At 62.0% G+C, this 15901-nt stretch carries 17 protein-coding genes; 12 read left to right on the plus strand and 5 right to left on the minus strand.

Going from position 1 to position 15901, the window contains the following annotated elements:
* Positions 1–3 precede the first annotated feature (3 nt).
* On the minus strand, positions 4–1551 hold the full coding sequence (locus P9292_RS18630; protein ID WP_409015175.1) for a CoA-acylating methylmalonate-semialdehyde dehydrogenase: 1548 nt from the start codon (positions 1549–1551) through the stop codon (positions 4–6).
* Between the two features lie 192 nt (positions 1552–1743).
* On the opposite strand from P9292_RS18630, the gene P9292_RS18635 reads away from it, so the two are divergent.
* The 6 genes from P9292_RS18635 to infA all read left to right on the plus strand — a co-directional run bounded on the left by P9292_RS18635 (position 1744) and on the right by infA (position 6707).
* A complete protein-coding gene (locus tag P9292_RS18635) occupies positions 1744–2706 on the plus strand; it encodes a LysR family transcriptional regulator (protein WP_250466796.1) in 963 nt (320 codons plus the stop codon).
* A gap of 208 nt (positions 2707–2914) precedes the next feature.
* A complete protein-coding gene (locus P9292_RS18640; RefSeq protein ID WP_309960597.1) occupies positions 2915–3898 on the plus strand; it encodes a M23 family metallopeptidase in 984 nt (327 codons plus the stop codon).
* Positions 3885–4241 (plus strand): hypothetical protein, encoded by a 357-nt coding sequence (locus P9292_RS18645; RefSeq protein ID WP_244828388.1) that lies wholly within the window; start codon positions 3885–3887, stop codon positions 4239–4241. The genes P9292_RS18640 and P9292_RS18645 overlap by 14 nt, the downstream gene beginning before the upstream one ends.
* A 63-nt stretch (positions 4242–4304) precedes the next feature.
* The gene (locus P9292_RS18650; RefSeq protein ID WP_244828389.1) at positions 4305–4745 is read left to right on the plus strand and encodes a polymer-forming cytoskeletal protein; all 441 of its coding nucleotides are present in this window, start codon (positions 4305–4307) and stop codon (positions 4743–4745) included.
* A 174-nt stretch (positions 4746–4919) separates the two neighbouring features.
* Positions 4920–5897 (plus strand): magnesium/cobalt transporter CorA, encoded by a 978-nt coding sequence (gene corA / locus P9292_RS18655; protein WP_244829707.1) that lies wholly within the window; start codon positions 4920–4922, stop codon positions 5895–5897.
* Between the two features lie 543 nt (positions 5898–6440).
* Entirely contained in the window at positions 6441–6707 is a 267-nt protein-coding gene (gene infA / locus P9292_RS18660) for a translation initiation factor IF-1 (RefSeq protein ID WP_244828391.1), read from the plus strand.
* A gap of 180 nt (positions 6708–6887) precedes the next feature.
* Here infA and P9292_RS18665 read toward each other — a convergent pair whose 3' ends face one another.
* Genes P9292_RS18665 through zwf form a run of 3 tightly spaced genes read right to left on the minus strand, consistent with a single transcriptional unit; the run spans position 6888 to position 10215 of the window.
* Positions 6888–7775, minus strand: coding sequence for an HAD family hydrolase (locus tag P9292_RS18665; protein WP_309960599.1), 888 nt, complete (start codon positions 7773–7775; stop codon positions 6888–6890).
* On the minus strand, positions 7772–8617 hold the full coding sequence (locus P9292_RS18670; RefSeq protein ID WP_250526624.1) for an ROK family protein: 846 nt from the start codon (positions 8615–8617) through the stop codon (positions 7772–7774). Before P9292_RS18670 ends, P9292_RS18665 begins: the two co-directional genes overlap by 4 nt.
* Before the next feature lie 17 nt (positions 8618–8634).
* Positions 8635–10215: a glucose-6-phosphate dehydrogenase gene (gene zwf / locus P9292_RS18675; RefSeq protein ID WP_309960601.1), complete on the minus strand. Its 1581-nt coding sequence runs from the start codon at positions 10213–10215 to the stop codon at positions 8635–8637.
* Positions 10216–10436: 221 nt separating this feature from the next.
* Between zwf and P9292_RS18680 the strand changes: the two genes are divergently transcribed.
* The 6 genes from P9292_RS18680 (at position 10437) to P9292_RS18705 (ending at position 14885) form a co-directional block, all read left to right on the plus strand.
* Positions 10437–11279, plus strand: coding sequence for an arylamine N-acetyltransferase (locus tag P9292_RS18680; RefSeq protein WP_309960604.1), 843 nt, complete (start codon positions 10437–10439; stop codon positions 11277–11279).
* A 50-nt stretch (positions 11280–11329) separates the two neighbouring features.
* Positions 11330–13033, plus strand: coding sequence for a penicillin-binding protein 2 (locus P9292_RS18685; RefSeq protein ID WP_309960606.1), 1704 nt, complete (start codon positions 11330–11332; stop codon positions 13031–13033).
* A gap of 124 nt (positions 13034–13157) precedes the next feature.
* On the plus strand, positions 13158–13490 hold the full coding sequence (locus P9292_RS18690) for a hypothetical protein (RefSeq protein WP_250493267.1): 333 nt from the start codon (positions 13158–13160) through the stop codon (positions 13488–13490).
* Positions 13491–13496: 6 nt separating this feature from the next.
* Positions 13497–13766: a hypothetical protein gene (locus P9292_RS18695; protein WP_309960608.1), complete on the plus strand. Its 270-nt coding sequence runs from the start codon at positions 13497–13499 to the stop codon at positions 13764–13766.
* Between the two features lie 336 nt (positions 13767–14102).
* Positions 14103–14411, plus strand: a complete 309-nt coding sequence (locus tag P9292_RS18700) for a hypothetical protein (protein ID WP_309960610.1) — start codon at positions 14103–14105, stop codon at positions 14409–14411.
* A gap of 162 nt (positions 14412–14573) precedes the next feature.
* Positions 14574–14885 (plus strand): beta-xylosidase, encoded by a 312-nt coding sequence (locus tag P9292_RS18705; RefSeq protein WP_250466784.1) that lies wholly within the window; start codon positions 14574–14576, stop codon positions 14883–14885.
* A gap of 63 nt (positions 14886–14948) precedes the next feature.
* Here the strand turns inward: P9292_RS18705 and P9292_RS18710 are convergent, their stop codons facing one another.
* A complete protein-coding gene (locus tag P9292_RS18710; RefSeq protein ID WP_309960612.1) occupies positions 14949–15857 on the minus strand; it encodes a formate/nitrite transporter family protein in 909 nt (302 codons plus the stop codon).
* Between the last annotated feature and the right edge of the window lie 44 nt (positions 15858–15901).

Below are 15901 nucleotides of genomic sequence, written 5' to 3' on the forward strand. Positions count from 1 at the left end.
TGTTTAACGCAACGCGATGGTCGTGTTGACGCCGTCGTTGACGGTGGCGTCGTCGAACCAGCGCGCGGTCACGGTTTTAGTCTGCGTATAGAACTGCACGACCTGCTTGCCGTACGGACCGAGATCGCCGAGCTTCGAGCCGCGCGATCCCGTGAAGCTGAACGCGGGCACCGGCACCGGAATCGGAATGTTGATGCCGACTTGACCGATATCGATCTCGCTCTGGAACTTGCGCGCCGCCGCGCCGCTTTGCGTGAAGAGGCCGACGCCGTTGCCCATCGGATTGCGGTTCACGAGTTCGATCGCGTCTTCGAGCGTCGCCGCTTCCAGCACGCACAGCACCGGCCCGAATATCTCCTGCTTATAGATGGTCATCTCGGTGGTGACGCCCGTGAAAATGGTCGGCGCGATGAAGTTACCGCTCTCGTAGCCTTCGATCGACACGTCGCGTCCGTCGAGCGCGAGCGTCGCGCCCTCTTCCACGCCTTGGCCGATCAGCCCGAGAATGCGTTCCTTCGCTGCCTTCGATACAACCGGCCCGACATCCGTATTCGGCTCCGTGCCGCCGTTGACTTTGAGCGAGCGCGCGCGTTCGACGAGTTCCGGCACCCAGTCCTTGGCCGCGCCCACGAACACCGCGACCGAGGTCGCCATGCAGCGTTGTCCCGCCGCGCCGAAGCCCGCGCCCGCGAGCGCGTTGAGCGTCTGCTCCTTGTTGGCGTCGGGCAGGACGACGGCGTGATTCTTGGCGCCCATCATCGACTGGACGCGCTTGCCGTGCTGGCTTGCGAGGTTGTACACGTGCGTGCCGACCGCCGTCGAGCCGACGAAGGAAATCGCGCGGATCAGCGGATGCGTGCAGATGGCATCCACCACTTCCTTGCCGCCGTGCACGACGTTGAGCACGCCCGCCGGAATGCCCGCTTCGACCGCGAGTTCGACCAGTTCCATGGTCGAAAGCGGATCTTGTTCCGATGGCTTCAGCACGAAAGTGTTGCCGCAGACGATCGCCATCGGGAACATCCAGAGCGGGATCATGGCCGGGAAGTTGAAAGGCGTGATGCCCGCGCAGACGCCAATCGGCTGGCGCAGCGTGTAGGTATCCACGCCGCCCGCGACGTTCTCCGAAAACTCGCCCTGTTGCAGCGTGCTGATGGAACACGCATGTTCGACGACTTCGAGGCCGCGGAAGATATCGCCTTCGGCATCGGCCAGCGTCTTGCCTTGCTCGGCGGTCAGCGTCTGCGCCACGCGTTTCAGGTTTTGCCGCACCAAATCCTGAAAGCGCAGCATGAGGCGCATGCGCACGCCGAGCGGTGTGGTGCGCCAGGTCTGAAACGCCTTGTGCGCGGCAGTGACGGCGTCATCGACTTCTTCCTTGGTTGCGAACGGCACGCGGCCGACGACTTCCTGCGTCGCCGGATTGACGATATCGCGCCAATCCGCAGTCTTAGAGTCGATGAATTTGCCGTCGATCAGCAATTTGGCCGTGCGAGTCGACGTGTCTGCGCGAGCCGCGCCTTGAGCCGGATGTTCAGCAGCAATATTCACGAATGTCTCCTTGTTGGAATGTCATGCAGAAAGGACGAACGGAAGCGACGGGACGCGCCAGAAGGCCAGCGGCAAGGGAATGAGCATGTCGTCTCCAGAATCGTTATCGGCGCGCCGTCATGCAGCGCACTCGTACCCTTGAGTATAGTTATGCAAAAGTCCATCGACGCGCCATAAAAACACCCGATCGATATGCAAAAACACACGAACTTCGATCTAAGCAAACTCAACTGGGACGACCTGCGCTATTTCCTCGAAGTTGCCCGCACGCAGCGCGCGAGCCACGCCGCCAAGCGGCTGGGCGTGGATTACACGACGGTCGCGCGGCGCATTCGCGTGCTGGAAGACGCACTCGGCGCGCTACTCTTCGATAAATCGCGCAGTGGCGGTTTCGTCCTCACGGCGGAAGGACAACATCTGCTCGGTTTCGTCGATTCGATCGAGACCACGGTACAGTCCGCCACCGAGCAAATTGCCAACACGGGCCACGCGCTGTCCGGCCACGTGCGTGTCGGCTCGACGGAAGGTTTCGGCTGCTTCTTTCTCGCGCCGCAACTCGCGCGCTTTCAAGATGCGCATCCGAACATCTCCATCGATCTGCTGCCCGTGCCGCATTTCGTGAGTCTCTCGAAACGCGAAGCGGATATCGCCGTCACGCTCGAACGCCCGGAGCAAGGCCAGTACGTCTACACAAAGCTCTGCGACTACCGGCTCAAGCTCTACGCCACCGCCGAATATCTCGACGCGCATCCGCGCATCCAGACGAAGGACGATCTGCCGCGTCATCGTTTCGCGAGTTATATCGACGATCTCGCCTTCAGCTACGAGCTGCTCTATCTGGAGCGCGCGGTGCCGGGCGCGGTTTCGCGCTTTCGCAGCACGAGCGTGATCGGGCAGTACTTCGCCGCGTTGCAGGGCCGCGCGCTCGCCATCCTGCCGTGCTTCATGGCCGCGCCGGATGCGCGACTCGTGGCGGTGTTGCCGGAGCAAGTGGAAGTGACGCGGGCGTTCTATCTTTCTTGCCGCGAGGACTTGCGCAAGCTCAGACGCATCACGACAGTGTGGGATTACTTGCGCGAAGCAGCGGACGCCAACCGCGCGTTTCTCATGGGCAGCGACTCGAACATGACGTGGGTCGACGTCAAGGCATCCTGATTAATTCCGAGATAAATAAGGCCAAAAAGCGGAATTCGTAGCATTTTGATTCGAGACCTCAAATACGCGCATTCGTGCGGCATAATCGCCGGCCGGTTTCCATGTTCGTTCCGCGCCGCGATCCTCCTATCCTCATGCTTTCGCCTAGTTTCATCCTGCTTCAATCCGCACGGGCTCACGACGCCCGTTCTGCTCGCGCGTCTCGCTAATGGCTTTCGTCATCTGGTCACGGCGATCGGTATCGAGCAAGCGCATTCGCTTCGTCGAAGCGCGTACCGCGCGTGCAATCGCCGTCGTCGCGCTGATCGCGCTGCTCATCGCGGCGCTCGCGCTCGGCATTGCCATCGGCACGATCTTCGGGCGTAGTCATCTCGGCGAGGAACACGCGCTCGTCTCGCGCAATTCCTACGAGATCGAACAACTCGGCCGTCTCAATGCCTCGCTGATCGAACTCGCGCCGCGCGTGGAAAGTCTTGCCGCGCAAGTCGGCGAACTGCACGATTTCGACGCTCACCTCAAGGCCGCGAACGGCGGCGAGGGCGGAGCACCCGGTGTCCACGACGTCCCGCCGCTGCCCGATAGCGACGAAGGCGGCCCCGCACTCGATGGCGCGGGCGGCCCCGAATTGCCGCCGAATCTTTGCGATATGAACAGCAGCGCGACCGGCTCGCCCCGGCAGCGCATGAAGCGCGCCGAGCAGATCATCGACTGTATCGGCGACAAACTCTCGCTGCTCCAGGACAAGACCTTTGCACACTACGCCGCCTACATGGCCTACCCCGGCCGCGATCCCGCGCCGGGCTCGCACTTCGGCTCGCCTTACGGCAATCGCTTCGACCCGTTCACCGGCAGGCTCAGTTTCCATCCCGGCATGGATCTGGTCGCGCCCACGGGCACACCCATTCTCGCGAGTGCGGGCGGTCGCGTGGTCCAGGCCGGCGAGCATTCCGGCTATGGCAATGCGGTGGATATCCGTCACAGCAACGGCGTCGTCACGCGTTACGGCCATGCATCGAAACTGCTCGTGCATCAGGGCGAGTACGTGATGCCGGGACAAGAGATCGCCGAAGTCGGTTCCACGGGGCGTTCGACCGGACCGCATCTGCACTTCGAGGTGATCCTCGATGGCGCGCAGATCAATCCGAAGCCCTATCTCATGCTTTTCAGGGGCATCGCTCATGCGCAAGGCTGATTCCAAACGGGCGTCGATGCAACTCGCGCGCCACACCTACTCGCTCACGCCCAAGCGCAGTCTCGCGTTCGTACCGGGCGTCATCGCCGCGGTCTGCGCCATCGCCGCGCTCGGCGCTGCCGGCTATTCGCTCAAGACTTCGCACGAACAGGCGCGCAAGCTCGACGTGCTGTGCGCGCCGCCAGCCCCCGAACAGACGTTGCGCGATCAACTTCAGCATGCGCAATTCGCGCTCGAACAGGAAGCCGCAACGCGCACGGCGCTCGAACAACGCGCGGCGCAGGCCACCGCGCAGATCGAGAAATTACAGACCGATCTCGCCTTCCTCAAGAAACAGCGTTGATGCGCTTCTCGCAGCGCCGCCGGCGTCGCTCGTCACATCCAAACAGCATTGCAAGGACTCGATATGTTTTCATCGAAGAAAGACACTCAAGGCGTGAAGCAAGCCAAGCTTGCCACGCTCATCGCGCATAACGTTCATATCTCGGGCGACCTCGAATTCAGCGAGGGCCTGCGCATGGACGGTCAGGTCACTGGCAACGTGACGGGCCGCATGGGTGACGAGTCGCTGCTCGTCGTGAGCGATCAGGGCGCGATTCACGGCAACGTCGTCGCGCACGATGTGATCATCAACGGACGCGTGGTCGGCGACGTCACCGTCGCGAATTTCGTCGAGCTTCAGTCCAACGCTCACGTGCACGGCAACATCTACTATCAAAAGTTGCGCATGGATGTCGGCGCGACCGTAGAAGGCAAGCTGACTCGGCTCGATTCGATGCAAGGCGGCCTCGTCGCCACGCTGCCCGCGCCCGAACCCATTCCCGTGCTCGATTACTCGGCGAAATAAGGCGTCGCGTTCTTGCAGCAAGGGAAACAGCGAGCATGCAAGGCGAGGCATTTCCGCTAAGATTCGAGAGATGAAGAGGCCACGCGCTCGCGCCCTCGCATGTCGCTCGTACATGACGCGGCCCGAGCGCCCATCGACGCGTGGCCCGTGACATCGACACAACAAGGGCGCCCCATGCTGGTCAATTGCGCGGCTTATCAAAACGGCCGGAAGCTCGCGGACGTGCATATCGACGATATCAACGCTTATCGCGATCTGCCCGATTCTTTCATCTGGGTTGCATTGAAGGAACCTGGTCCCGGCGAACTCGCCCACATGACGCATCAGTTCGGCTTGCACGAACTCGCGGTTGAAGACGCGCAAAACGGGCATCAACGTCCGAAGATCGAGGAATACGGCGATTCGCTATTCGCCGTGTTCCACACTGTCGAGTTCGATGAAGAAGGCGAAGTGCTCGTTGGCGAGATGAACGTTTTCGTCGGCAAGAACTATGTGCTCTCGGTGCGTAACCGGACAACGCAAGGCTTTCAGGAAGTCAGAAAGCGCTGCGAGCGCGAGCCGCATTTGCTCAAGCACGGTCCGGCGTTCGTGATGTACGCGCTGCTCGACGCGGTGGTCGATCGTTACTTTCCCGTGCTGGAATCGCTCGGCTCGGAACTCGATGAAGTCGAGGAGCGCATCTTCGAACAGAACGGCTCGACGGCTTCGCGCGAGATCATCGAAGATCTCTATTCGCTCAAGCGCCGCATGACGATCTTGCAACATCACACGGCGCCGTTGCTCGAAGCAGTCAGCAAACTGTATGGCGGACGCTCTCCGGGGGTGTGCGCGGGCATGCAGGAATATTTCCGCGATGTGTACGATCACTTGTTGCGAATCGTGAAGACCATCGAAGGACGTCGCGAAATGATCGTTACCGCGATACAGGTGAATCTCGGCCTGATCGCGCTCTCGGAAAGCGAAGTGACCAAGCGTCTCGGTTCGTTCGCCGCGCTCTTTGCCGTACCGACCATGATCGCCGGCATCTACGGGATGAACTTCCATCGCATACCCGAGCTGGACTGGGCTTACGGCTATCCTGCATGTCTTGCTGTCATGCTAGCGGTGGATTTAGTACTATATTGGCGCTTCAAGAAGGCAGGTTGGCTATAATGCTGTCTTGCGGAGCTCGCGCCTGGCGCCAAAACGGAACCAAAACGCGATTTCACTTGTCTAACAGAACATGTCGGCGCGAGGGGCTTCAGGGTCTGTCGGCAGGCTCACCGGTTCAGAGCTGGTAGCTTGAATTGACGCGAAACGGCCTCATATCTCCTCCAGACTGTTGCCAGCGCGCATTCGACACGTTCACTCTAAGCTTCACCTGTACCGCACCAACCGCACGTCGGCAAAAATTCAAGGTCCTGCACGGCCTTGGCCACGCCGATGTCGCCGTCCCGGTCATGCCGGCCAGGCGCTCACTTCCGAGCCGCCATGTCGTTCCGGCCTCTGTCCGTCAAGCTCTCGGGCCTGAATTGAGACGCGGCGCGCTCATCGTCAGGGGCGCGTCGGGCACCGCTTTCGCGCTTTGTTTGCGATGCACGCCGCCCTGCAGCGACCACGCCCGTGCAGCGCCGCCCGCCTTTTTGGCGACTTCCGCGGCGAGGCACTGTGGCAACGGCGCGGCACCCATGATTACTACTTCAACAGGAGCTCCATATGGCGAAAGAAGAACTACTCGAACTCGACGGTATCGTTGATGAAGTGCTTCCCGACAGTCGCTACCGCGTGACGCTGGACAATGGCGTCGTCGTGGGCGCATACGCCTCGGGCCGCATGCGCAAGAATCACATTCGTATTCTCGCGGGCGACCGCGTGACGCTGGAATTGTCGGTGTACGACCTGACCAAGGGCCGTATCAACTTCCGGCACAAGGACGAACGCGCAGGCAGCGGTGGCCCGCGTGCGCCGATGCGCCGTCGTTAAGCGGCAACGTCGTACATGCGGTAACGGTTTGATCAGGAACGCGCCCGCCCGATCCGCGGCAAACGCGTGCATTACCTTGAGCGGATCTTCACAACTTCGACGCGGCCGCTAGCCAGCCCGGTCGGGCAAACCGCCACGGCTGCGCCACGCGTCGATGTCTGTATGTTTCGCTTAATCGAGCTATCGAGCGGCCCGCATCGCCAATATGGCGTCGAGGCCGATAGCGAAACCGTCTTCGTCATTGCTTGCCGAAACCAGGCTCGCGCGCCGTTGCACGGCCTCCGACGCTTGTCCCATGGCAATCGACACACCCGCGATCTCGAACATGGCGACATCGTTGCCCATGTCGCCGAGCACGGCCACACGATCCAGCGGCACATTCGCGCGCTTCGCCAGCTCGCGCACGGCGTCGCCCTTATTGGCTTCGAGGCTCGTGACATCGAGGTAATAGGTTTGCGAACGCGCCGCGTGTGCGCGATCCTTCAGCCGCTCCTCCAACTGTTTCTCGACCTTTTCGATCAGCGTTGCATTCGAAGTCGAACCGACGATCTTGTCCACCGCCGACAGATCGAGTTCGTCGAAGCGCTGTACGCGCACGCCTTCGTAGCCCACGGTGCGCGTTTCGAGCGGCACGTATTCGCCATCGGGATTGGTCAAGTACCAGTTATCATCGATGAACACCCAGGCATCCACGCCCGTTTCGGCAAGCCTGTCCAGCGCGGTCTGCACGGCATCGCGCGGCAGTTTGTGCGCGGCGAACGTTTCCCACGTTCCCGGCTGAACCAGACTGCCGCCGTTGTAGGACCCAAACGGCAAATCCACGCCGAGCGTCTTCACGATATGACGCATGCCTTTGCCCGGCCGGCTGCTCGCCACCGTGAACTGCACGCCCGCTTCGCGCAGGCGCCGCACGGCGTCGACGGCTTTGTCGCCGAGCGTCTTGTCGGTGTAGAGCAGCGTGCCGTCGCAATCGGTGACGACGAGTTCGACCTTCGCGAGCGCCTCGAACGCGGCGGCGCCGTCGCCGGTTGCGCTATGGAGGCCGTAGCGGATATCGGCGGCGCTCATGCTTGCGCTCCCTTTTCCTTGTCCGCGTGCTGCGCATTGAAATGCGGCAACTGACGCGTTTCCCGCACGGAACGCGGATGCCAGAGCTTCGCGCCGCCTTCGATGCCCGCCGCGTTCGACACCACCGCCACGTTCGGCGGTAACTCGAACTTCAGATTCGCGGCATTGCCGCCGCCGATCCACAGCTTGTCGTAATTCACGAGCGACGACAGAATGCCGATGACCTTCTGAACGCGCTTGTTCCAGCGTTTATTGCCCGCCTTCTCGCGCGCCGCCGCGCCGATGTATTGGTCATACGCGTCGCCCTTCTTCGACACTGGATGATGCGCGAGTTCCAGATGCGGCATGAGTTCGCCGTCGCGAAAGAGCGCGGTGCCGGCGCCGGTGCCAAGCGTCAGCACGAACTCCAGGCCGCGCCCTTCGATAGCCGCGAGCCCCTGCATTTCGGCATCGTTGATCATGCGCACGGGCACGCCGCCGACGCGCTGCGAGATCAAATCCGCGAGCGGGATGCCGTTCCAGTATTCGTTGCCGAGATTGGGCGCGGTCAGGACGACGTTGTTGCGCACCACGCCCGGAAAGCCGATGGAAATATGCGTCGGCGGTTCGGCAACGAGCGGCTCGACCAGCTTGATGAGCGTATCGACGAGCACTTCGGGCGTCGCCGGATGCGGCGTGGCCACGCGCAGGCGATCGCTCTTCATCTCGCCTTCTTCCGAGATGATTGCGGCTTTCAAGCCCGTGCCGCCCACGTCGATGGCGAGAATGCGCTCGGCGCGCGCGGCGCCTTTGTCGATGGTCGTGCGGCTCTTGGTTTTTTTCGCTACGGATGTCGTGCTCACGCTTTTCGTCCCCTTGATCAGTCGGTTTTCTTGATGGTGTCGGTAAGCGAGCGCCACGCGCGGCCATCGGCTGCGAGCAGCTTGTCGGATTCCTCGGGCCCCGCGCTACCGGCCGGATAGCCGTGCACCTCGACCTCGCCGTCATGCGGATGCAGTACGTCGTCCACCGCGGCCCATGCCGTCTCGATGCTGTCCGCGCGCTGAAACAGCGTCTCGTCGCCGAGCATGCAGTCGTAGAGCAGCGTCTCGTAACCGACGTTGGCGCGCTCCGCGAAGAAATCGCCGTAATTGAACGCCGAGCGCACCGCGCCGATCTGCATGATCGGTCCCGGCACCTTCACGTTGAAGTCGAAACTCGTGCCGTGCGCCGGATCGATACGCAGCGTGAAGACGTTGGGCGTGAGTTCATCGACGGGCGTGTCGCGGAACAGGCGAAACGGCACGGCCTTGAGATAGATCGAAATCTCCGTGCGGCGCTCGGTCAAGCGCTTGCCGGTGCGCAAGTAAAACGGCACGCCCGCCCAGCGCCAGTTGTCCACATAGACGCGCGCCGCGGCATAAGTTTCGGTGCGGCTGTCTTTCGCGACGCCGTCTTCTTCCTTGTAACCCTTGCCCGCTGGACCGGCCTCGTACTGGCCGAATACGACGTCTTTAGGATGCAGCGGCACGATTGCATCGAACACCTCGGCTTTCTTGTCGCGCACGGTTTCGGCGTCGAAGGAATTGGGCGGCTCCATTGCCACCATGCCGAGCAACTGGAACAGATGGTTCGGCAGCATGTCGCGAAATGCGCCGGTCTGTTCGTAGAAGCTGCCGCGCCCTTCCACGCCGATGGTTTCCGCCGCCGTGATCTGCACGTGATCGATGTACTCGCGCCGCCACATCGGCTCGAACATGGCGTTGGCGAAGCGCACGGCGAGAATGCTCTGCACCGTGTCCTTGCCGAGAAAATGATCGATGCGATAAACCTGCGACTCCGACGCATACGAAAGAATGCAGCGATTGAGCTCCTGCGCCGTGGCCAGGTCGGTACCGAACGGCTTCTCGATGACGAGGCGGCGGAAGTTGCCGTCCTTCTCTTCCAGCAGGCCCGCGCTGCCGAGATGCTCGACGATAGGCCCGAAGAACCGCGAGCTCACCGCCAGATAGAACACGACGTTGCCGCCCTTGGCCTTTGCGAGCCGGCTTTTGAGGCGCTCGAAGGTTTCGTCTTCGGTGAATTCGCCCGCGAAGTATTCGAGCCGCTCGGTGACCCAGCTCCACGCTTTTTCGTTGAGTTGCGACGTGTGGAACGTGCTCGCTTTGTCGGCGGCGAACTTGCGTAGCGACTGCGTCAGCTCATCGCGCCAGTCGGCGGTTTCGCGCTCGCCATGATTGACGCCGATGATCTGCATGCCGTCGTCGAGCAAGCCATCCGATGCGAGGTTGTAGAGCGCGGGCATCAGGAGCCGCTTGGTGAGATCGCCGCCCGCGCCGAAGATGACCAGCGTGCACGGCGGCGCGGGATGCTTGCCGGCAAGCGGCGTGGCCTGTTCCGGCTTTTGCCCGCTCAATTGCGTTGGATTCGATTGCTGTGCTTCGTTGTTCTCGTTCGGCATGACTCGTTTGCCCCTTGATCGTTTTGTGCAGTACTCAGGACAGACCCCGAGCGACGCGGCACAGTTCAAAAGCTTGCAGTGCTTTGCGGTAGAAGCAATAAAGACGTATGGTTTTTGTAATTCGCAACCTTACGTGTCGTAAAATATGCGCGCCAGCGGCGTGGGTACGGGCGGTGCGGGGCATGCGTCATCATCAACCATCAATGCGACACGGACCTCACATGAATGCCGACGATACCAAGATCGACCTGCCCGCCTATTACAAACGCATTGGCTACGAGCAAACGCAGCATACGGGGGCCACGCTCGAAACACTGCGCGCCCTGCATGCGCTGCACCCGCAAGCCATCCCGTTCGAAAATCTCGATGTCCTGCTCGGCCGTCCCGTTCGCCTAGATCTTGCCTCGGTTCAGCGCAAGCTCGTGACCAATGCGCGCGGCGGCTATTGCTACGAACACAATCTGCTGTTCCGCAGGGTACTAGAAGCGCTCGGTTTTCGCGCGCGAGGTTACGCGGGACGTGTGCTGTGGGGCCGCGACGATCCCGCCATGCCGCCGCGTGCCCACATGCTGCTGATCGTCGATCTCGACGAAGGTCCCTTCCTCACGGATGTCGGTTTCGGCGGCATGACGCTCTCCGCGCCGCTCGCGCTCAAGTCCGGGCTTGAACAGATCACGCCGCATGGCGCGTTCCGGCTCGACGGCATCGAAACCGGAACCATGCTGCCGGGCTACATCCTGAACGCCTATATCGACGGCGACTGGAAGCCGGTCTATCGCTTCGACCTCGATCCGCAATACGACGTCGACTACGAGATGTCGAACCATTTCGTGTCGACTTACCCGAGTTCCGTCTTCGTGAACAACCTGCTCGCGGCACGTCTTGCGCCCGGCAAGCGCTACGGGCTTTTCAACCGGCGCCTGAGCGTGCACGACGACCGCGAAGGCACAAGTCATCGCGAACTGAAGACGATAGAAGAACTAAGGCGTGTGCTGTCGGACGAGTTCGCCATTCGTCTGCCGGATGCCGCCGATCTCGATGGCGCGCTCGCGCGGCTTCCGTAACGCATCGAGCGCAACGCCGATCCCACTCCCAGCACACGCACGAGACCACGATGCTCAAGAAAAAGACGCGCGGCGGCAGCGATTTTCAGACTCATCATCGCAGTACGATGCTCGCGCGGCAGTTGCCCGCGTGGCGTTCGCAACTCGTGGTGATCGGCCTTGCCGCGGCTTTTTTCGCGCTCGCCGGACGAGCGGCGTGGGTGCAGGTGGTCGATCGCGAGTTCTATATCGGCGAAGGTCAGAAGCGCTATCAGCGCACGCTCTCCTTGCAGGCGACGCGCGGCAAGATAGTGGACCGTCACGGCGCCATGCTCGCCGTCAGCCTGTCGACGTATGAAGTCTGGGCAAGCCCGAAACTCTTCGACGGCACGCGCGGCGACGACATCGCCCAACTGCTCGGCATGCCCGCGCGCGATCTGCAAAGACGCGTCGAAACCGGCCGCAGCTTCGTGTTGCTCCGGCGGCAAGTGGAGGCCGAGACAGCGGAGAAGATCGCGCAGATTGGGCGCGCGGGCATCACGCTCGTGCCGGACACCAAGCGCTTTTATCCGGAAGGCGAATCGGCGGCGCATATCGTCGGCTTCACCGACAACGAGGACAACGGTCAGGAAGGCGTCGAACTCGCGGCGAACGCGCGTCTGACAGGCGAAGCGGGTCAGCGCGAAGTGATTCGCGACCGGCTCGGGCGCGTGATCTCGCAGATCGGCGAGCCCGACTTGCCGCAAAACGGCGAGACCATTGCGCTCACCATCGACCGGCGCATTCAGCAGCTCGCGCATACGCATTTGAAGGCGGCGATTGCGAAGCATCGGGCGCGCGCGGGCAGTGTCGTCGTGCTCGACGCCAAGACCGGCGAAGTGCTCGCGCTCGCCAACTATCCGACCTTCGATCCGAACGACCGCAGCCATTTGACCGGAGAGCAACTGCGCAATCGCGCGCTCACCGATACCTTCGAGCCCGGCTCCACCATCAAGCCGCTGGTCGCCGCGTTGTCCATCGACCTCGGCAAGACGCGGCCGGAGACGCGCATCGATACGTCGCCCGGCACGCTCAAGATCGGCCCGAACGTGATCCACGATACGTCGAATCACGGCGTCATCACCGTGTCGGAGGCGGTGCAGATGTCGAGCAACGTCGCGCTCACGAAGCTCGCGCTGCAGATTCCCGCGCAGACCATCTGGGACAAGTACCGCGATTACGGCATCGGCCGCGCGCCGGAGCTGACTTTTCCGGGCGCGGCGGTCGGCAGGTTGCGCGCGCCCGAGCGCTGGAAGCCGATCGAGCAGGCGACCATGGCTTATGGCTACGGCATGTCGCTGTCGCTCGTGCAGATTGCGCAGATCTATACGGCCTATGCCGGCGACGGGCGCTTTCGCGCGGCCACGCTTATTCAGGGCGAAACGCGCCGCGACCCGTTGCAGGTCACGAAGCCCGCCACCGCGAAGGCCGTGCGCAACATGCTGGAAATGGCGATGGGCCCGAACGGCACCGGCCGCGCCGCCGCGGTCGAAGGCTATCGCGTGGGCGGCAAGACCGGTACGGCGAGAAAGCAGATCGGGCGGTCGTATGCGGCGAACAAGTATCGCGCGTCGTTCGTCGGCATCGCGCCGATGAGCGATCCACGCGTGATCGTCGCGGTAATGATCGACGAGCCGTCGGGCACGACGTATTACGGCGGGACAGTGGCGGGGCCGGTGTTCTCTGGCATCGTCGGCGCGACGTTGCCATTGCTGGGCGTGCCGCCGGATGCTTGAGCGGGCGCGCACTTTGCTGCCAAATCATCGAGCGCGAACCTTGCCGCATGTCCGCCTTATCGAACTGTAAAGGCCCTGTGCTCTAATGCGGGTTCGCAGAGAACAACGGTCATTCGGGAGACTCATGAAGAAATATGTCGCGGCGCTAGCGCTGCCTTTGCTCATTACCGCGTGCGGCCGTTTCCATAATGCCGATGCCGGGCAACCCGAAGTCGAAGCCGCATCCACGGATAACCGGGTCGGCGAAATCGTCCAGTGCATCACCGACGAAGCAAAGAAGCACGACACCAAATACAAGTCGACGCCAATCCCGCAGGGCACCATGCTCGAATTCGGTGATTCTAACGTCGTCAAGGTCCGCTACGACAACGGCGAAACCACGTACCGCTTTTATCCCGGCGAGCGCCACGCATCGAATCTTTGGATCGAAGGCGCTGGCAAGAAGTGCGCGCCCTGAATTCAAATGCGCTCGACCAAAGCCATCAACGCCGTCGAACGGCTTAAAACGCGTAGCGGCAACGCGCACTATGCGGCCGTCTCCATGCCCGGCGGCTACTTCTATCTAATCGAACGATCGGCGGAAGGCTCGCGCAAGATCTCCGAGCCAATGCCAATGGACGATTTCGTCACCTTCGTCAACGCGCGCGAGCCCGGCAAGCCGCGCAAGGTCAGCAAGCTCGACGAGGCGCTCGAAGCGCAGATCAGCCGCAGCGGCAAGCGCGCGTCCGAGTAGCAGTTTCGTCTTCGCGGGTAGTCCCGCATCCTTCCGAATCTCATCAGCCCTTTGCGCGGCGCAGCGCACATAGCGCCGCACCGCGCCTGCTTGAATGTGCGATGCCAGACGGAGCGCCGCCTCGCCGTTTGCGACTATTTTTTCAACGATTCGCAAGGCGTTGACATGGGGATGTCGTCGCCGCACGCGTCGTGAAAACAAAGACGAGTAAGGGGCGCTCACGACGGTTCGACCAGAGCCGGCGTGGGAGATCGGGGTACGGGGTGAAGCGGCTACGGCGTAGCGCGACGATGAGCGATTTCATCGGGTGCTTGCCTGCCGAGAGGAAGACCACAAATGAAAAAAAAGAAAAGTGAGACCGAGGGCAGTCTCTTGCCCTCGGCCATGGCGGATCTCGAACTTCAGCATATCGAGCGCGCAGTCGCGCAGCTTCGCACGATGAACAACCAGTCTTCCGGCACGCTCAATGTCGACTATTGGCGCGAGCGGCTTGCGGCGGTATCGGCGGGATTCGCGCTCGTGCCGGCGCAGAAGCAGCGCATCGAAGCGCTTTCGACGGCGCTCGATTCCGTGAGCAGCAAAGGGCCGAGCGGCCCGGGAAGCCGCAAGAAATCCACGAACAGGCTGTGGGCGAAAGCGGCCTAAAAACCGCTTTCGCCACTCGCGCCGGGCGGCGCGAAATTCCGCGCTGCGGCGCGCGCTATTGTCATATCCGTTCGCGCGAAAGCTGCGCGAGGGGTTCCCGGTGCTCACTGCCGGGCATCGTTCCTGCTCGATGAAAGGTCATCGATTCATACAGGGAACGCCATGTCCAACACATCACACCGCACCTCGAAGATGGTCGCTGCTATCGTTGCCATCGGCACGACGGTGTTCAGCACTTACGGCTTTGCGCAGATCGTCCAGGGCTCCGGCTCCGACTCGCAAGACAGTCGCGCCTCTGATTCGACTTCGCGTGCGAATCCGGCGGGCGTGACGGTGCATGAGTCGCAAAAGCCGCAATCGAAGGATGCGGCGGGCGCGGCGCGAGGCCCCAGCGCCGGCAAGGATCACAAGACCGATGGCGCGGGCGGGTTCAACAACGGTCTCTACGGCACGGGAGCTGGCAACAATAAATAAGGCGTGTGGTCGGATAGCGATCAGGGCGTTGCCGGTTACCCGATGCCCTGTGCCGCCTATCCGTTACTTCTCGCCTTGCGGCGTTCCCTCGATTTCCGGCGCAATGGCCGCGTGATTCACGATCGCCACGAGCGATATCCCGCCGAGCATATTGCCGATCACGGTCGGAATCATAAAGACCAGAAAGTAATCGCCGATACTCGCCGCACCGATCATCACCGCATAGGCCGCTTCCACCGATCCCGCGATCACGTGCGTCAGCTTGCTCACGGCAACCGTATAAGTCACGATCAAAATAGTCAGCAGCCGCGCCGAGCGCGCGCTCGGCAGCAGCCAGACCATCAACGCGATCAGCCAACCTGAAAACACGCCGCGCACGAGCGTCACGCCGAAGTCGGCGGAAAACGGCATCTCGGCGACGTGGGCAAGCGCTTCGGTGACTTCCGGCGAGAAGACGCCCTTGATCTGCAGAATGCCCGCGAAAATTGCCGTGCCGATAAGGTTGAAGACGAGCACGATCGCCCAAAGCCGCAGTGTCTTGAACAGCGTCTTCATATCGCGGCGCGTGAGCACCGGCAACACAGCGGTCAGCGTGCTCTCGGTGAACAATTGCTGGCGTCCGAGCACGACGAACACGAAACCGATCGTATAGCCGAAGCTCGATACGAGCGAACGCCAACTCGTCTCCGGTAACGAGCTTTCGAGAATCGACTGGACGAGAAACGAGAAACCCATCGAAAGGCCGGCGGCAAGCGCCGACCACATCAGCGCGCCGAAGGTCCGCTCCATCGCCGCCTCGCCTTCTTCGCGGACGATTTCGTGAACGACGAGCGCATGCGGCGTCGAATGCTCGGCCGCCTGTTCACGCTCGGCGTTATCGAGGTTGGGCGACTGTGCGCCAGCGGAACTTTCCTTGGGAGAAGCTTCGGTGGACGTTTCTTCTTGCTGCGCGCCGGGTTGCGGCTGTGACATGTTTTTCTCCCTGAAAGCCGCTCGATGCAGGGATCGGATGAGCG

It is taken from the genome of Caballeronia sp. LZ001, from assembly GCF_031450875.1.
Taxonomy (GTDB): Bacteria; Pseudomonadota; Gammaproteobacteria; order Burkholderiales; family Burkholderiaceae; genus Caballeronia.

Coding starts and splice junctions, on each gene's coding strand:
- P9292_RS18635 (WP_250466796.1), top strand. CDS start 1,744: ATGCAAAAACACACGAACTTCGATCTAAGCAAACTCAACTGGGACGAC.
- P9292_RS18640 (WP_309960597.1), top strand. CDS start 2,915: ATGGCTTTCGTCATCTGGTCACGGCGATCGGTATCGAGCAAGCGCATT.
- P9292_RS18645 (WP_244828388.1), top strand. CDS start 3,885: ATGCGCAAGGCTGATTCCAAACGGGCGTCGATGCAACTCGCGCGCCAC.
- P9292_RS18650 (WP_244828389.1), top strand. CDS start 4,305: ATGTTTTCATCGAAGAAAGACACTCAAGGCGTGAAGCAAGCCAAGCTT.
- corA (WP_244829707.1), top strand. CDS start 4,920: ATGCTGGTCAATTGCGCGGCTTATCAAAACGGCCGGAAGCTCGCGGAC.
- infA (WP_244828391.1), top strand. CDS start 6,441: ATGGCGAAAGAAGAACTACTCGAACTCGACGGTATCGTTGATGAAGTG.
- P9292_RS18665 (WP_309960599.1), bottom strand. CDS start 7,775: ATGAGCGCCGCCGATATCCGCTACGGCCTCCATAGCGCAACCGGCGAC.
- zwf (WP_309960601.1), bottom strand. CDS start 10,215: ATGCCGAACGAGAACAACGAAGCACAGCAATCGAATCCAACGCAATTG.
- P9292_RS18680 (WP_309960604.1), top strand. CDS start 10,437: ATGAATGCCGACGATACCAAGATCGACCTGCCCGCCTATTACAAACGC.
- P9292_RS18685 (WP_309960606.1), top strand. CDS start 11,330: ATGCTCAAGAAAAAGACGCGCGGCGGCAGCGATTTTCAGACTCATCAT.
- P9292_RS18690 (WP_250493267.1), top strand. CDS start 13,158: ATGAAGAAATATGTCGCGGCGCTAGCGCTGCCTTTGCTCATTACCGCG.
- P9292_RS18695 (WP_309960608.1), top strand. CDS start 13,497: ATGCGCTCGACCAAAGCCATCAACGCCGTCGAACGGCTTAAAACGCGT.
- P9292_RS18700 (WP_309960610.1), top strand. CDS start 14,103: ATGAAAAAAAAGAAAAGTGAGACCGAGGGCAGTCTCTTGCCCTCGGCC.
- P9292_RS18705 (WP_250466784.1), top strand. CDS start 14,574: ATGTCCAACACATCACACCGCACCTCGAAGATGGTCGCTGCTATCGTT.
- P9292_RS18710 (WP_309960612.1), bottom strand. CDS start 15,857: ATGTCACAGCCGCAACCCGGCGCGCAGCAAGAAGAAACGTCCACCGAA.